The sequence below is a fragment of the Clostridium sp. UBA2485 genome (assembly GCF_002341865.1).
Lineage (GTDB): Bacteria > Bacillota > Clostridia > Clostridiales > Clostridiaceae > Clostridium_J.
In genome coordinates this window covers 42,807-60,862 of the sequence record NZ_DDOV01000072.1, presented here as the reverse complement: position 1 = coordinate 60,862, position 18,056 = coordinate 42,807, and the positions used below count along the sequence as shown (strand labels likewise).

The window sequence follows — 18,056 nt, the reverse complement described above, 5'->3', positions numbered from 1 at the left end:
ACAGTATAGTTCGGAATAAGAATTAGTGAATTTAAGCAATACTATGGAGAAACTATAGACATTAAGAGTTAAGTATGAAGAATTATAGTCGAAATTAATTCTTACCAATCAACTAAATGCTTCTCCTGTAAAGAAGAAGTTTCCATAAATTCTTCATGCTTCGTTATTAATTCTTAATTAATAAGATAATTCATTGTATAATTTTGTGAATTAAAATACAAAAAAACAGATAATTATACAATTTTCAGTGAGATATATCTATATTATAAGACCAGCTAAACTTCCTTATTTTAGATTAAGTTCGACATTATTTACATATTAAATTAAAAAAATAAAATAAATGATTAAAATAAGTGAACTTAATACATATTTAAGACTATAATAGAGTGTCAAGAGAAATCATATTGTAAATAAATTATTAATATTATATTATTAAGATATGATTCGAAATATTTAAAATATACAGAGCAAATGGGTGATAAAATTGGTTTTTTGTAATAATTTTAACAATATATACGATGAATTGCTTCTGTTCTTAGGAAAAACTCCTAAGTTAAGTAAAAATAACGAAGATATAGTTAAAACGGATAAAAATTATGATTATAATCAAATGGAAAATGATATTAAGGAATTAGCTAAAAGGTATAGTTTCATAGAGGTTAATACTGCAGGGAAGAGTTTACTTGGAAAAGAGCTTTATTACTTGAAAATTGGTAATGGTAGAAAAAAAGTATTTTATAACGGTAGCCATCATGGAGATGATTGGATTACTTCACTACTTTTATTAAAATTTATTGAGAGTTTCTCATATGCTTATTCAGAGAATAAACGTATTGGAGCATATAATATCAATAAAATCTTTAATACCTGCACTATTTATATACTTCCTATGATAAATCCTGATGGAGTAGATTTGGTAATTAATGGACTTAAGGAGGAGCATCCATATTATGAACAGTTAATAAAATATAATAATGGAAGCTTAGATTTTTCAGGTTGGAGTAGTAATGCTAGAGGAGTAGATATAAATAGGAATTATGATGCAAATTGGCATAAATGGAAAGCTAGTGAGGCAAGAGAAGGAGTTTTTGGACCTAAATTTAGATGGTATAGTGGGGAATTCCCAGAAAGTGAACCAGAAACTAAGGCAGTAGTAAATTTAATCTTGCAAGAAGATTTTGATATAGTAATTTCTTATCATTGCAATGGAAAGCAAATATACTATGGACACGATGATTATAATTATCAATATAAGCATATAGCAGTTAAAATGTCTAGATTATCAGGGTATAAACTAATTGATAAGGAAGTAAATTATGAATACTCTTCATTAAAATATTGGTTTATAAAAGAGTTTAACAAGCCTAGTTTTAGAATTAAAGTAGGAAAATCTAATGATATACTAAGCTTTGAAGAAGCATATAAAGAAAATATAAGAGTATTGCTTCATATACCACTATTAATCAATTGAGAATTGAAAATTGACGATTGACAATTATGGAAACTTCTCCTTTGTGGGAGAAGTTTTAAATTGATTTTTTGAAGTTACTGTGTAACTTCTTATAAAATAAAAGTGACTTTGTCACTTTTATTTTAAATCTATTTAGAGAAATTAATTTGTAAAGAATTAATTTCAACCATAAATTCTTCATTTTTAACTCTTAATTCTCAATCATATAAAAAACCGTGAGTTCTCACGGTTTTTTATATATGGTTTTCCCATTCTTCATATAGTGATTCTAGTTCTGTTTCAATATCGCTAATTTCTTTATTTACCCTTTGACTTTCTTCAGGATTTGAATAAACTTCTTCAATGCATAGCTGATTTTGTAGCTTTTCAAGTTCATTTTCAAGGGTTGAAATTTTATCCTCAATGGATTTTATATGATTTTTCTTTTCTCTTTCTAATTTTTCATGTTCTTTTTTCTTCTTTTTATCAAGTTTCATTTGGGTTTTAGTAATACCGTCATATTCTTCTTCTACTTCAAATCTTAGAGGATTTTTCTTTTTGTCAACATAGTAGGAGTAGTTTCCTAAATATTCTTTAATTCCATCTTCCCTGAGTTCAAAAATTTTATTTATAACTTTATTTAAGAAATATCTATCGTGAGATATAACTAAAACTGTACCATCATAGCTAAGTATTGCATCCTCTAAAGCCTCTCTTGAAACTATATCTAAATGGTTAGTAGGCTCATCTAGAAGTAAGAAATTGCACTTGGAAAGCATTAGTTTTAAAAGGTTAATTCTACACTTTTCACCACCACTTAAGGTTTTAATCTTTTTAAATACATCATCACCTGTAAATAAGAATGCTGCCAATGCATTTCTTATCTCTGTAGTGGTCATCTTTGGGAAGTCATCCCATACTTCATCTAAAATAGTTTTATCTTCATTTAAATTAGATTGCTCTTGGTCGTAATAGCCAAGATGAACGTTCTTACCTAAAACTTTAATACCACTATCTGAAGGTACTTTATCCATAATTATTTTAAATAATGTAGTTTTACCTCTACCATTTTCACCTATAATTGCAATTTTAGATTCTCTCTTAATATCCATATTAACATTAGTGAAAAGTGTTTTTTCTCCAAAAGATTTACTTAAATTTTCTACATATAGAACATCATTACCGCTTTTGATTTCTGTGTCAAATTCGATTCTAGAAGCCTTTTTTTCTTTAATAGGGGCATCTATTCTATCCATCTTGTCTAATGCCTTCTGACGGCTTTCAGCAGCTCTTATGCTTTTTTCTCTATTAAAGGATTTATATTTAGCTATTATATCTTCTTGCCGTTTAATCTCTGCCTGTTGTAGAGAAAATGCCTTTAATGCTATTTCATAATTTTTCTTTTTTAAATCTATAAAAGTAGTATAATTACCGTTATAAATTTCAACTATTCCACCAATAAGTTCTAAAGTTTTAGTGGTTACAGCATCTAGGAAAAATCTATCGTGTGAAATTATTATAATGCTTCCCTTATAGGATTTTAAATATTCTTCAAGCCATTCAATAGCATCTAGATCTAAATGGTTAGTTGGCTCATCTAAAAGTAGAATATCAGGCTTAGTAAGTAGTAGTTTACAAAGGGCTACTCTAGTTTTTTGTCCACCACTTAAAATATTGATACATTTATCAAAATCCTCTTCATTAAAGCCTAACCCTTTTAGAACTCTGCTGATTTCTCCCTTGTAGGTGTAACCACCATTATTGGTGTAAAGTTCCGTTAGTGTGGTATAATCTTTTATTATTTTGTTATGATATTCTTCTTTAGAGATGTCATAAGGTTCATTCATCTTTTCTTCTAAAATTTTTAGTTTCTTTTCCATATTTAATAAATTTTCAAAAACCATTAAAAGCTCATCGTATATGGTATTATCTGATTCTAAAGCAAGACTTTGAGATAAATAGCCTACCTTTTTACTTTTATCTATAAAGAGCTCTCCGCCATCATATTCCATTTGTGAGGTTAATATTTTAAAAAGAGTAGATTTACCTGCACCATTAGCACCTATAAGACCTACTTTTTCTCCATCATTAATATTAAAACTTATATTTTTTAAAATCACATCTATTCCAAAGCTTTTATGTATATTATTACAGCTTAAAACTATCATAATTTTCACCATCCTCGTTATATAGGGTTCCTTAATAAAAATTTAACTTATACAATATTTTAATTTCCATAACAAAAATTCTTTTCTATGAATGAAAAATTAAGAATGAAAAATGAAGAATTATGGTTAAAACTCCACTGCCAAAGCCTTTGGAGTTTTTTNNCTTCATTCTTAACTATTAATCCTTAATTTCTAAGGATTTAAGCTATTTTTATAAAAAGATTATTTTCCAGAGTATATTTTGAATTTTCATATTGGATGCCCATATTATTGTACTATGAATAATTATCAAATGCCAAGTTAAAACAATTCACAACTTAGCAAATGGGGAATTGACTGCGAACAATTGACGACTATAGTGGAAATTAGTTTTAATCAAACTAATTTTTTTAATAAATTTTTTCTGAATTTCTCAGTAAGGCTGAGAAGTCTCCACAATTGTCAATTGTCAATTTTCCATTCTCAATTGTAGAAGTGGGAATTCCCATAAATTGACCATTGTCAATAGGGAAATTTTAATTATATAATATATAGTGCTGTTATATAATATATAGTATTGTTATATAATATATAGTGATGTTATAAAATATATAATATTGTCATATGAGTATTAAATAATTGTTTCTTTATACGATAATTATCAATATATTAAAAAATATTTCATAAAACTTAAAAAATATATGACGATAAAATGAATAATTTATATATAATTTACATAATTTATTTTTAAAATACATATAAACAAATTACAATTAATATGGTAAAATAATAACAAAGTGTAGAATGGACAGGGTATACAACAAATTATTAGCTTAGGCGCACATGCTAAAGGTGATATTTAACTTTGCAATATATATAAACTAAATAGGAGTTGATTACAGTGGAAAGGAAAAAAAATATATCAATGGCAGTTATAAAAAGAATGCCAAAATACTATAGATACTTAAAAGAACTAGCTAATAATGATGTGGATAGAATTTCTTCTAAAGAATTAAGTGAAAAAATAGGCTTTACTGCGTCACAAATAAGACAGGACCTAAATTGCTTTGGTGACTTCGGTCAACAAGGATATGGATATAATGTTAAAGAGCTTTTATCACAAATAGGATTAATCTTAGGTCTAGATAAACAATATAATACAATAATTGTTGGAGCAGGTAATATAGGTCAAGCGATTGCTAATTACACCTATTTTCAAAAGATGTCTTTTGATCTAAAAGCAATATTTGATATAAATCCAAAACTTATTGGATTAAAGATAAGAGATGTAGCAATAGAAGATATAGATGATTTACAAAATTATATAAAAGAACATGAAATAGATATAGCTATAATTTGTGTGCCTAAGGATAGAGCACAAGGAGTGTGCGATATAATAACTACTAGTGGCATAAAAGGTATATGGAACTTTGCGCCAATAGATTTAAAGGTACCTGATGATGTAATAGTAGAAAACGTTCATCTAAGTGAAAGTTTAATGACTTTAAGCTACTTATTAAATGAACATGATGAAGAATAAATTTAATTGATAATTGTGGAGTCTTCTTAGAAAAATAAGAAATTAAAGTAATATTTATAAAATATTGTGGAAATTAATTCTAAAGAATTAATTTCATCCACAATTTTTCATTTATGGGGTAATTTTTATAAATTATCTAACTTTAGTTATTATGATTAATTAACAATCTAGAATAGAGTTAAATATATAAGTAACAATTAAAATACATATAAAATATAGATGTTTTGACATAAATATACAAAATTTTAATTTTAAATTTATATAAATCTTTAATAAAATTTGAATATGAACTTAATAACCGTTATGATTTTTAATATTTAGAAAAATTTCATGATTTATGTTGAAAAAGTTTGCAAGACATAATATAATAGTGATTGAGGCGTTTAGTGCTTCAATCATTTTGTTTTAATTTGTTAGAATATTAACAAATTATGCAAGAAACAAAAAGAAATAATTCATGGGGAGATGGAGTTATGGATTTTAAAAACATTATCCTTGAAAAAGAGGGTAACATTGCTTTTATTAAGCTTAACAGACCGAAAGCTTTAAATGCTTTAAATTCAGAAACTTTAAAAGAATTAGATAACGCTATTGAATTAATTGAAAATGACGCTGAAATTTATGCTGTTGTGTTAACAGGAGAAGGAAAAGCTTTCGTTGCAGGAGCAGATATTTCTGAAATGAAAGGATTAAATTCACTTGAGGGAAGACAGTTTGGAATATTAGGAAATAAAGTTTTTAGAAGAATAGAAACTTTAGAAAAACCAATTATAGCTGCTGTTAACGGATTTGCATTAGGTGGAGGTTGTGAGCTTTCTATGGCTGCAGATATAAGAATAGCTTCATCAAAAGCTAAATTTGGGCAACCAGAGGTTGGATTAGGAATAACTCCTGGATTTGGAGGAACTCAAAGACTAGCTAGACTTGTGGGAGAGGGCAAAGCTAAGGAATTGATTTTCACAGGAGACCTAATTAATGCAGAGGAAGCTTTAAGAATTGGATTAGTAAATAAAATTGTTGAGCCAGAACAGTTACTTGAAGAAGCAACTAATATGGCTAAAAAAATTGCAAGCAATGCTCCAATAGCAGTTAAGCTTTGCAAAGATGCTATAAATAAAGGTATGCAAATGGACATAGATAACGCTCTTATGTATGAAGCTCAAGTATTTGGACTTTGTTTTAGTACAGAGGATCAAAAGGAAGGTATGGGAGCTTTCATAGAAAAAAGAGACAAGGCCTTTAAAAATAAATAGAAATAAAATCCGTTGATATTTATAAATTATAGGAGGAATGGGAAATGAATTTTTCTTTAACTAAGGAACAAGAATTTGTAAAACAAATGGTAAGGGAATTCGCTGAAAATGAAGTGAAGCCTATTGCCGCTGAAATAGATGTAACTGAAAGATTTCCAATGGAAAATGTAGAAAAAATGGCTAGATACCATATGATGGGAATCCCTTTTTCTACTGAATTCGGTGGAGCAGGTGGAGATAGCATATCTTATGCTATAACAGTAGAAGAATTATCAAGAGTTTGCGGAACTACAGGAGTTATAGTTTCAGCTCATACTTCATTATGTGCTGCTCCAATAGATGCTTTTGGAACTCCAGCTCAAAAAGAAAAGTACTTAGTGCCATTAGCTAAAGGAGAAAAAATCGGTGCGTTTGGTTTAACTGAGCCTAATGCAGGAACAGATGCTTCTGGACAACAAACAACAGCTTACTTAGATGGAGATAACTATATATTAAATGGTTCAAAAATATTCATCACTAACGGTGGAGTTGCTGATACTTTTGTAGTATTTGCTATGACTGATAAATCAAAAGGAACAAGAGGAATATCAGCATTTATAGTTGAAAAAGATTTCCCAGGATTCTCAATAGGTAAAGTTGAGGAAAAACTAGGAATAAGAGCTTCTTCAACAACTGAACTTGTATTTGAAAACTGTATAGTTCCAAAAGAGAACTTACTAGGAAAAGAAGGAAAAGGCTTTGGTATAGCAATGAAAACTCTTGATGGTGGAAGAATTGGTATAGCTGCTCAAGCATTAGGATTAGCTCAAGGTGCTTTAGATGAAGCTGTTGCTTATATGAAAGAAAGAAAACAATTTGGAAAACCACTTGCAGCATTCCAAGGATTACAATGGATGGTTGCTGAAATGGACGTTAAAGTTGAAGCTGCTAGACTATTAGTTTACAAAGCTGCTTACAGAAAAGATAATAAATTACCATATACAGTAGACGCTGCAAGAGCTAAATTATTTGCATCAGAAGTGGCTATGGAAGTTACTACTAAAGCTGTTCAAATATTTGGTGGATATGGTTACACTAAAGAGTACCCAGTTGAAAGAATGATGAGAGATGCTAAGATAACTGAAATTTATGAAGGAACTTCTGAAGTTCAAAGAATGGTTATCGCAGGAAACATCTTAAAGTAGGAGGGAAATTACGATGAAAATAGTTGTTTGTATGAAACAAGTTCCAGATACAACTGAAGTTAAAATAGATCCAAAGACAGGAACTCTTATAAGAGANNCAAGCTATAGATGGAGATACAGCTCAAGTTGGACCAGAAATTGCTGAACACTTAAACTTACCACAAATAACTTACGTTGAAGAAGTTGAAGTAGAAGCTGATGGATTAAAAGTTAGAAGAGCTTGGGAAGATGGATATGAATATATAAAAGTTCAAACTCCAGTTCTATTAACTGCAATAGAAACTTTAAATGAGCCAAGATACATGAACGTTAAAAACATATTTGCATTAAAAGATAAAGAAGTAAAAGTTTGGACTGTTAAAGACATAGATGTAGATGTAGCCCTTCTTGGATTAAAAGGTTCACCTACAAAGGTTAAGAGATCTTGGGCTAAAGAAGCTAAAGGACAAGGTGAAGTTATAAATGTATCACCAAAAGAAGCAGCTTCAATTGCACTAGCTAAACTAAAAGAAAATCACTTTATTTAGTAGGTAGGAGGGAATTACAATGAATATAGCAGATTACAAAGGTGTTTGGGTCTTTGCTGAGCAAAGAGACGGAGAATTACAAAAGGTTTCACTAGAACTTTTAGGAAAAGGTAGAGAAATTGCTGATAAATTAGGAGTAGAGCTTACAGCATTACTTATTGGACATAACGTAGAAGGAATGTCTAAAGAATTAGCAGCATTCGGAGCTGATAAAGTATTATTAGCTGATAGAGAAGAATTAGCACATTATTCAACTGATGGATATGCTAAAGTTATAGCGGATCTTGCTAATGCTCATAAGCCAGAAATAATATTTATAGGAGCAACTTACATTGGAAGAGATTTAGGACCAAGAGTTGCAGCTAAACTTTCAACAGGATTAACTGCTGACTGTACAGCACTTGATATAGATCCAGAAAACAATAACTTAATGATGACAAGACCAGCTTTCGGTGGAAACTTAATGGCTACAATCGTTTGTGGAGATCATAGACCACAAATGTCAACTGTAAGACCAGGAGTTTTCGAGAAACTTGCAAAAGACGATTCAAAAGCTGCTGTTGTTGAAAAAGCTAACTTTGAATTAACTGCTTCAGACATCAGAACTAAAGTTCTAGAAGTTAAGAAAATAGTTAAAGAAGTTGAAGACATAATTGAAGCTGATATCATAGTATCAGGTGGTAGAGGAGTAGGTTCAAAAGAAAACTTCGCTATGTTAAAAGAACTTGCAGAAGCACTAGGTGGATCAGTTGCTGGTTCAAGAGCTGCTGTTGATAACGGCTGGGTAGATAAAGCAGTTCAAGTAGGTCAAACAGGAAAAACTGTAAGACCAACAGTATATGTTGCTTGTGGTATATCAGGAGCTATTCAGCATTTAGCTGGTATGCAAGACAGTAACTATATAATTGCTATAAATAAAGATGCAGATGCTCCAATCATGAAAGCTGCTGACGTAGCATTAGTTGGAGATTTCCAAAAAATTGTTCCAGAAATGGTAGCTCAATTTAAAGCAATGGAAAAATAATAAATTCATTGATGAATTTATAGATAACTAAATTAAAGATTAAATATTTAACTTAGTTATCTTAAATAAGATTTATAAATATGATATAATATTGTTAACTTATTGGGTTATGATGACACCATATTTAAAATAAGTTTTTTACAGTACCCCAATGCAAAGCATTGGGGTATCTGTGAATATATAACTTTGACAATGTTTTAAAATAATATTAAATATTGATTTATAACTAATGAAGAATTAAGGATGATAACAGAGAATTAGAAAATTTCACATTTAATATGAGAAATTTATGGTTAATTCTATCCATAATTCTTCATTCTTCACTAGATTAAAATTATTTTAAAACATGGTCATAAAGTTAATACTTAGGAGGTATTTAGTATGAAAAAAATATGTGTTCTTGGTGCTGGAACTATGGGTTCTGGTATAGCTCAAGCTTTTGCTACAAAAGGCTATGAAGTTATAATAAGAGATATTAAGGATGAATTTGTATCAAAAGGAATAGCTGGAATTAAAAAGAACTTAGACAAATTAGTTTCTAAAGAAAAAATAACTGCTGAGAAAGCTGAAGACATATTGTCAAGAATAAGTGGAACAACAGATATGAACTTATTAGATGATGTTGATTTAGTTGTTGAAGCTGCTGTAGAAAACATGGAGATTAAAAAACAAATATTTGGAGAGTTAGATAAGATATGTAAGCCAGAAGCTATACTAGCTACTAACACTTCATCTCTTTCAATTACAGAAGTTGCTGTTGCAACAAATAGACCTGACAAAGTTATAGGAATGCATTTCTTTAACCCAGCTACAATGATGAAGCTTGTTGAAATCATAAGAGGAATGGCAACTTCAGACGAAACTTTTAATGCTATAAAAGAATTAACTATGGCAATGGGAAAAGAACCAGTTGAAGTAGCAGAAGCTCCAGGATTTGTTGTAAACAGAATATTAGTTCCAATGATTAACGAAGCAGTAGGAATATTTGCAGAAGGTATAGCAAATGCAGAAGATATAGATAAAGCTATGATGTTAGGAGCAAATCATCCAATGGGCCCACTAGCACTTGGAGATTTAATAGGTCTTGATGTTTGCTTAGCAATTATGGACGTATTATATAAAGAAACAGGAGATACTAAATACAGAGCTCACAGCTTACTTAGAAAGTATGTTAGAGCTGGATACCTTGGAAGAAAAACAGGAAGAGGATTCCATAATTATAGTAAATAATTTAATAAATAAAAAGCTAGTTCATTAATAATGGGCTAGCTTTTTATTTTTTTATAAATTACATATGAAGTTTTTATAGAGGCTAAGAGTGAAAAGAGATGTGTTATTACTCATTAAAAAGTGTTAAAAAACATATAAAAATTCTCATATAATATTGAATAATTTTACAATATATGATAATATTACAACAGTAAATGAAAATGATTTTCAATATCAAAATTCGAGGTTGATATTGAAAATTTTATAAATTCTACTAGTTTTTCTGCATCTATTATAATTTTTGCATTAATAATTGAATTTTATTGTAATTATTAAGTGTAAATTTAAAGTTATAGATTTATGGAAAAATAATAAAATAAACAATGTGGAGGTGAAAAAATTACAGGCAATAGTAAAGATTAAGCTGGAATCCTTTACAAAAAAATCATAATTTCTAAGAGAAGAGGGGATTAAAATATGAAAAGAAGCTCAAAAATTATTTCGACACTATTAGTTGGTGCTACACTTACCACAATGAGTAGCAAATTTTTTGCTGTTGAGAGTAAAGAGGCAATAGAGAAAAAAATATTATCTGGTAAAGATAGATATGAAACAGCAATAAAGATCAGCTCAAAATGGGACAAGGCTGATAATGTAATTCTAATTAATTCTATGGCAATTGCTGATGGACTATCCGCTGCACCTTTTGCAAAGCATAAAGATGCTCCAATACTTTTAACAGAATCAGATAAATTGACAGAGTCTACTAAGAAAAGAATAAAAGAATTAGGGGCCAAAAACATATTTGTTGTTGGCGGAGAAGCGGTAGTGTCAAAAGAGGTTGTTAAAGAGATAGAAGCTTTAGGAACCAAAGTTGAAAGAATATCTGGAAAAAATAGATATGAAACTTCAGTAAAAATAGCTAAACAATTAAATTTTGAAAAAGTTGCAGTAGTAAATGGTGTCACAGGATTAGCAGATGCACTATCCGTTGCAGCACCAGCTGCTACTAATGATATGGCAATATTACTTACAGATGGTAAGAACTTAGGTGAAGTTGAAGGTATGGTTAAGGGAAAAGAAACTTTTGCTATAGGGGGAGAAGGAGTTGTTTCAGAAGCTCTAGTGAAAGACTTAAAGGCTGAAAGATTGAGTGGGAAAAATAGAAGTGAAACAAATGTGAAAATTATGGAGAAGTTTTATGGTAAAGAAGATGTTAAAGCACTTTATATTGCTAAAGATGGTTCAACAAAAGAAAATGAATTAATTGATGCATTAGCTTTAGGTTCCTTAGCAGGAAAAGAAGGTGCTCCAATAATACTAACAGGTAATGACTTAGATGACACACAAAAGAATTACTTAAGAGCTCAGAGAAATATTAAGACCATATATGAAATTGGAGGAAGTTTAAAGGAAAATGTTATTAGAAACATAGTCAATATTTTAAATGGTAAAGAAGAAACATCGACAAAACCAACAGAGAATAATGGAAGCTCAATAAAGCCAACAAAAGGGAATGAGAGTTCAACAAAGCCGACGAAAGGCAATGGGGATTCAATAAAACCTACGGAAGGTAATGGAGGTTCAGCAAAGCCAACAGAAGGCAACGGGGGAACGACAAAACCTACAGAAGGTAATGGAGATTCAGCAAAACCTAATCCTGGTACAGAAGAACCTAACAATAAAAATCTTATAGACAGAAATAAATCTTCAATAATGGAAGTGCATTTTGTATATTATGCAGTTTTGAGTCTAAATGAAGGTAATATAGATAATTGCAAGGTTTATATTGATGGAAATTTAGCAAAGTCTGAAAAGGTAAATACCAGTGGTACTATATTAAAAATAGAGCTTAAAGATAGTAATAAGAAAAAAATAAAAGTTGTAAAAGGTGACCTAGAAGATAGTGTTACTTTAGAACTTAAAATGTAAAAAAGGCTGATATAAAAATAAATATATCAAGCCTCAAGTTAAGATGTCAAAATGGACATCTATGAAAAAATATGCGATTTCATTATATCATAAATAAGTATTGGAGGATAGATAAATGAATAAAAATTCAAAAATATTGTATGCTATAGTTTTTGCTACATTTGCAAGTAGTATACATTCAGGCGTAGCGTTAGCAGCTCCAAGTGAGATATATGGTTATAAAAAAATGGATTTATTTGAATTTCACAAAACCAATTATGATAAATATGGAAACATAAGATATTCACCAGAAACTACAACTTTTTCTACAGGAAATGATGAAAAAGATTTAGATAATAGAACTTCAGCAAGTCCAAAGACTCATTCTGTAAAAAATACAAAAGCACATTCTCAAAAGGCAAAAGTGGATGCAGTAGCTCATGCTTCAAGTGGTGGAAATAGCGATAAAGTAGATGCTGTGGGGAGTGCTAGTGGTGGATTTGTTGGTGCAGATGTAGTTTTTGATTTTGATATGCTATCTAATGCCTTAATATTAAAACAGTTAGGATATGATATTTCAGAAGTAAATAAGGTATTGGATATATTTAATACTACAACAAGAACTCATATAGGAAAAAGAGGAGAAGTAGATTTCCTTGTTGATTATGAAGATTATATGGCTAAAGCGGGAGAAGCTTATTATAATGATGAATATTTAAGTTTTGAAGAATATATAAAGAGCGGAAATTATAAAGCGAATCCTAATCGTCCATACTATTTAAAATATGTACTTGAAGATGGACTTTATGGAGAACAAATGAAACCAGAAGAGGTTTATAAGAAAACTTCACCAAAAGTTGCAGTGGATCTAGAAAATAATATCAAGGGTAATACTATTACTTTAAAGTTTAAAGACAATAAAGAGTGGAGAGAATCCATAGAACTAATAGAGTTAGTAGAAAACTATAATAGAAAACCATTGACCAACTATGTAGAAATTAAAGATAGTGAGATAAAAATTAATACTGAAATCTTTAAATATGGGAAAAATACCATATCCATAAAATCAAAGAATTATAGAACGATATTAATAGACCAGCCTATATACAAGGGAAAAGTAAATTTAACAGTTGATAATAATAATGTTTTAGGAAATGATATCATAGTTAAAGGTGGGGACAAAAACTATATAGAATCATTAAAGACTATAATTGTAAATGGAAATAGTTTATCGAAAGATAAATGGAAGGTAAATGAAGATAATAATATAGTTATATCGAAAGATGTGTTCTCTCAAGGTGGCATATACAATATTATTTTAAAAGCAGATCCAGAATATGTTGATAGCAAAGTAAGTATTAATGTTGTAAGAAAAACTAGTGATAAAGTTATTTTACATGAAGATATAATAGATAACTTTGAGGGAAATACAATAGAAATATTTATTGAAAATTATAATGAACAGTGGAAAGAAAATATTAAAGAAATAGAAGTTGGAAAATATAAATATACAACTAAAGATATAAGCATTGAAAATGGAAAAATTATCTTGCCATCCGAATTATTTAAAGGACAAGATGGAAAGGTTAATATAAAAGTTACCTTAAAAGATGGAACAGAGTATTTAGTAGTACAAAATATATATAAAAACAACGAAAGCTTGAAGGTGTCGGAAATGACTTCTAAAAGAGTTGAGCTAGGACAAGATATAACTATAAACTTTGATAAAAATACTAAATTTCAAAAATCTATTTATAAAATAGAAAAAGTATATTCAGGAAACATACCATCTTTAAATACATCATTAGAATATATGGTTCAGGATGGAAAAATTATTTTAAAGCACAATTCTAGAATATTTGGTAATAATGGAGTATACAAAGTAAGAGTTTTTGCAACAGGATATGAACCAAAGGATGTAACTATTGAATTAATTAAGAATCCTCCAACTGTTTTATTACCAGCACCGCCAATAGTGGGAGAAGAATTCATGATACAAGTAAGCAGAACTACTCCAGAATATAATTGGGGAGATAATGTTAAAGAAGTTTACGTAGATGAAAAAGTATTACAAAAAAATTTACATTATACATCCAATCTTGGAGGAGTTTATTTTAAGGGAGGAGCTATAAACTACCCAGGAGAACACCTAATAAAAATAGTTTCTACAGGATATAAAGACTATGAAGTAGCTTTAAGATTTAAAGATATAGATGGAAATCTTTCAGATAAAAATCAGCTGGAAAATGTTAAGTTTAATGAAAATCTAATTTTAGGAGAAAACTTAACAATAATATCTACAGATAAAAATTGGATTAATGGTATATATGAAGTTAAAACAAATGACAGTGTAATAAGTACAAATAACTATAGATTTGAAAATAATGAGTTAATAATTGATAATCATGTAGTTACAAATTTAGGTAAAAATAAAATATCTATAAAATCAATTAACTATAAAAAAGCCGAATTTGAAGTAAATGTTATAAATAATCATAAGCTTTTAAATCCTCCAATACTTAAAGAAGATATAACAGACAACACAGCTTCAAAAGAAATTGAAATAACTTTTGAAGATAACAAGGATTGGAGAGAGGGGATTGAATATATTTTAATAGATGGAAATAAATTTTCTAAAAATGATGTTCATGTAGAAAGTGGCAAAATAATCATACCTTCAGGAATATTAACAGAAGGAAAGCGTAAGATAGTTATTGTATCTAAAGGATATAATAATGCAGCATTAACACAAAAAATAAGTAAGGTTGTACCTGAGAATATTAAACTAATGCCATCAATTATAAAACCTGGACAAAATGCTACGATAAATTATGCTTATAGAGAAGGATATAGTGTGGAAGAAGTTTATATCAATGGTGAAAAAATAGACATGGAAAAATACGCTGAAAAAACTTTATTTGGAGATTTGCGTTTAAAAGGAGAATTGTTTAGTAAAGCAGGGCAATACTCTATAGTTATAAAATCTTCAGAATTTGTGGATAAAGAATTTTCTTTAGAGGTTAAAGGAGGAAAAACAGAAGTAGAAGATGGATTAAAAAATCCAGGTAATATTAAGTTAATGTCGGAAGTTATAAATTCTAATGATAAAGCTGATGTATGGATAGGATATATGAGTGAATATGAACCTACAAAGATTTTAGTAAATGAAAAAGAAATAGATATGACTAAGGACTATGAAAAGCAACATATTGGAGGCATATTTATAAAAAATGTATTTAGTAAAGCAGGAGAATATAAAATTGTACTAAAAGCGGATGGATATAGAGATGTAGAGCTTAACTTAACTGTAATTGATAATGAAAATGAATCAAATAATGGTGATATAAGTGAGGAGAAAAATAAAGAAGAAGTTTTAAAAGATGCACCAGAGAATGTTAAGACAAATATATCATCTATAAAGGTAAACAGTAATGTTCGAATAAATTATGCTTATACATCTGAATATATTGTAGAAGATGTATATATCAATGATAAAAAAATAGAGAAAGATAAAGATTATGAAAAAACTTTCTTTGGAGATTTATCTTTAAAAGAGCATTTATTTAGTAAGGATGGAGAATATAAAATAGTCCTAAAAACAAAAGACTATAAAGACAAAGAGTTAAAATTAATTGTTACTAGTGATAAAGAAGAAGTAGAAGAATCAAGCAATGAAGATATAGAAAAAACTTTAAAGGATGTACCAAACAGTGTAGAATTAATGGACTCAATTATAAATGTCAATGGTAAAGCTACTATATATGTAGGATATATGAGTGAATACGAACCTACAAAAATTTTAGTAAATGAAAAAGAAATAGATATGATTAAAGATTATGAAAAACAGCATATAGGGAATCTTTATGTTAAGAATGCATTTGATAAAGCAGGAGAATATAAGATAATTTTAAAAGCGGATGGTTATAAAGAGAAAGAATTGAATTTAACTGTAAAATAAAATTGAATATATTTTCTGAGAATTAAAAATGATATTTAGGCTGTTGGCAAGTTACTTTGTCAACAGCCTTGTATTTTCAAAAAGGAATTTATTTGTTTATATAAAATTATTATAGTAAGATATATATGTATATAGATATATTAGTTCTAAAACCAATATATATGAAAATAGTTTATGTTTTTTAGTATTATAATTAGAACTATTGAATTCACAATGCACAGTTCACAATTCACAATTATGGATATCTCTCAGCAAAAGCTGAGAAATTTAAAACTATCTATTTTTTGAAGTGATGTAATCATTTACTATAAAATATCAACAATAATAGATTACTAGTAAAATATTAATTCCAACTATAATTGTGAATTTTACATTGAAATTGTTCATTATTTTAACTTGTTAAAGAAAGGTGAAATCATTAACTATTTGTAATCTCAATTGAGAAGTTAAAAGGCGTAATTTTCTGAAAATCCCTTGAAAAACTATGTAAACAAGAGTACAATATACTTGTACAAATTGTTAATTTATTATCAATATTTAGAGAGTTATGAATATTATTGAGGGGCAGTTATCTTTGGATGGCTGTGAAAGGGGATTAATAATGAACAGATTTACATTACCAAGAGACATCTATTATGGTGAAAATTCATTAGAAGTTCTAAAATCTTTAAAAGGTAAAAGAGCTATAATAGTTACAGGCGGTAGCTCAATGCAAAAGTTTGGTTTCTTGGATAAAGTTAAAAATCTATTAGAAGAAGCTAATATAGAAGTCAAAATAATTGAAGGAGTAGAACCAGATCCATCTATTGAAACAGTTATGAAAGGTGCAGAGGAAATGAGAAACTTTGAACCAGAGTGGATTGTTTCTATAGGAGGAGGATCACCAATAGATGCTGCAAAGGCTATGTGGGTATTTTATGAGCATCCTGAATTAACTTTTGAGGATATTAAGGATCCATTTTCTATTCCTACATTAAGAAATAAAGCTAGATTTGTAGCAATACCTTCAACCAGTGGTACAGCAACAGAAGTAACAGCATTCTCTGTTATCACTGACTATGAAAAGAAAATAAAATATCCATTAGCGGATTATAATATAACTCCAGATATAGCTATACTAGACACTGAACTTACTATGACTATGCCTAAGAGCTTAGTAGCTCATACTGGAATGGATGCATTGACTCATGCTATAGAGGCTTATGTAGCATCTAATAAATCACATTTTTCTGATCCATTAGCTATGGAAGCAATAACAATGATAAAGAAAAATATATTACAATCTTATGATGGATGTAAAAAAGCTAGAGAACAAATGCATATAGCACAATGTTTAGCAGGAATGGCGTTTACAAATGCACTATTAGGTATAACTCATTCAATGGCTCATAAAACCGGTGCAGTATTTAATATTCCACATGGATGTGCTAATGCAATATTTTTACCATATGTTATAGATTTTAATAAAACTGCTTGTAGTGAAAGATATGCTAATGTTGCTAGAAATTTAGGTTTAACTGGCGAAAGCGATGAAGAATTAATAAATGCATTAACAGACTGTATAAGAGAATTAAATGATGTTATGGACATACCTTCTTCATTAAAAGAGTATGGTGTAAAAGAAGAAGATTTTAATAAATGGGTAGATTATATTTCAGAAAATGCAGTACAAGATGCTTGCACTGGCTCTAACCCAAGAACTGTTTCTGTTGAAGAAATGAAAAAAATATTTACTTGCACATTTAATGGAGAAAAAGTAGATTTTTAATTTAAATATATGAAATTATAGATTTATAAGTTTATAGAAATGTATTAAGGTGTCTGAAATAAAATAACTAGTCAAAGGTGGAACC

General features: G+C 28.9%; 10 protein-coding genes and 1 pseudogene. 10 read left to right on the top strand and 1 reads right to left on the bottom strand.

Translation table 11 applies throughout. The annotated features are described in order from the left end of the window. The first annotated feature begins 484 nt into the window (after positions 1-484). Complete coding sequence (locus B3603_RS14685; protein WP_291566230.1) at positions 485-1,471, top strand: M14 family metallopeptidase; 987 nt, start codon at positions 485-487, stop codon at positions 1,469-1,471. A 233-nt stretch (positions 1,472-1,704) separates the two neighbouring features. Here the strand turns inward: B3603_RS14685 and abc-f are convergent, their stop codons facing one another. Further along, a complete protein-coding gene (abc-f, locus tag B3603_RS14680) occupies positions 1,705-3,618 on the bottom strand; it encodes a ribosomal protection-like ABC-F family protein (protein WP_291566229.1) in 1,914 nt (637 codons plus the stop codon). Between the two features lie 880 nt (positions 3,619-4,498). Between abc-f and B3603_RS14675 the strand changes: the two genes are divergently transcribed. From B3603_RS14675 to B3603_RS14635, 9 genes and pseudogenes are all read left to right on the top strand, one after another. Further along, entirely contained in the window at positions 4,499-5,137 is a 639-nt protein-coding gene (locus tag B3603_RS14675) for a redox-sensing transcriptional repressor Rex (protein ID WP_039632830.1), read from the top strand. Between the two features lie 473 nt (positions 5,138-5,610). Then, a complete protein-coding gene (locus B3603_RS14670; RefSeq protein ID WP_039632833.1) occupies positions 5,611-6,390 on the top strand; it encodes a short-chain-enoyl-CoA hydratase in 780 nt (259 codons plus the stop codon). Between the two features lie 44 nt (positions 6,391-6,434). Next, complete coding sequence (locus B3603_RS14665; RefSeq protein WP_291566227.1) at positions 6,435-7,574, top strand: acyl-CoA dehydrogenase; 1,140 nt, start codon at positions 6,435-6,437, stop codon at positions 7,572-7,574. A gap of 13 nt (positions 7,575-7,587) precedes the next feature. Next, positions 7,588-8,101: pseudogene (locus B3603_RS14660) on the top strand (hypothetical protein). Positions 8,102-8,120: 19 nt separating this feature from the next. Beyond that, complete coding sequence (locus B3603_RS14655) at positions 8,121-9,125, top strand: electron transfer flavoprotein subunit alpha/FixB family protein (protein WP_039632839.1); 1,005 nt, start codon at positions 8,121-8,123, stop codon at positions 9,123-9,125. A 381-nt stretch (positions 9,126-9,506) separates the two neighbouring features. Further along, entirely contained in the window at positions 9,507-10,355 is an 849-nt protein-coding gene (locus B3603_RS14650; protein WP_291566224.1) for a 3-hydroxybutyryl-CoA dehydrogenase, read from the top strand. A 456-nt stretch (positions 10,356-10,811) separates the two neighbouring features. Further along, complete coding sequence (locus B3603_RS14645) at positions 10,812-12,266, top strand: cell wall-binding repeat-containing protein (protein WP_291566222.1); 1,455 nt, start codon at positions 10,812-10,814, stop codon at positions 12,264-12,266. A gap of 115 nt (positions 12,267-12,381) precedes the next feature. Continuing rightward, positions 12,382-16,203: a hemoblobin-interacting domain-containing protein gene (locus tag B3603_RS14640; RefSeq protein ID WP_291566221.1), complete on the top strand. Its 3,822-nt coding sequence runs from the start codon at positions 12,382-12,384 to the stop codon at positions 16,201-16,203. Positions 16,204-16,804: 601 nt separating this feature from the next. After that, on the top strand, positions 16,805-17,971 hold the full coding sequence (locus B3603_RS14635) for an iron-containing alcohol dehydrogenase (RefSeq protein ID WP_291566218.1): 1,167 nt from the start codon (positions 16,805-16,807) through the stop codon (positions 17,969-17,971). Positions 17,972-18,056 lie beyond the last annotated feature (85 nt).

Excerpts from the sequence above, each read along its gene's own strand:
- abc-f (WP_291566229.1), bottom strand. The coding sequence starts at position 3,618 with ATGATAGTTTTAAGCTGTAATAATATACATAAAAGCTTTGGAATAGAT.
- B3603_RS14670 (WP_039632833.1), top strand. The coding sequence starts at position 5,611 with ATGGATTTTAAAAACATTATCCTTGAAAAAGAGGGTAACATTGCTTTT.
- B3603_RS14665 (WP_291566227.1), top strand. The coding sequence starts at position 6,435 with ATGAATTTTTCTTTAACTAAGGAACAAGAATTTGTAAAACAAATGGTA.
- B3603_RS14655 (WP_039632839.1), top strand. The coding sequence starts at position 8,121 with ATGAATATAGCAGATTACAAAGGTGTTTGGGTCTTTGCTGAGCAAAGA.
- B3603_RS14650 (WP_291566224.1), top strand. The coding sequence starts at position 9,507 with ATGAAAAAAATATGTGTTCTTGGTGCTGGAACTATGGGTTCTGGTATA.
- B3603_RS14645 (WP_291566222.1), top strand. The coding sequence starts at position 10,812 with ATGAAAAGAAGCTCAAAAATTATTTCGACACTATTAGTTGGTGCTACA.
- B3603_RS14640 (WP_291566221.1), top strand. The coding sequence starts at position 12,382 with ATGAATAAAAATTCAAAAATATTGTATGCTATAGTTTTTGCTACATTT.
- B3603_RS14635 (WP_291566218.1), top strand. The coding sequence starts at position 16,805 with ATGAACAGATTTACATTACCAAGAGACATCTATTATGGTGAAAATTCA.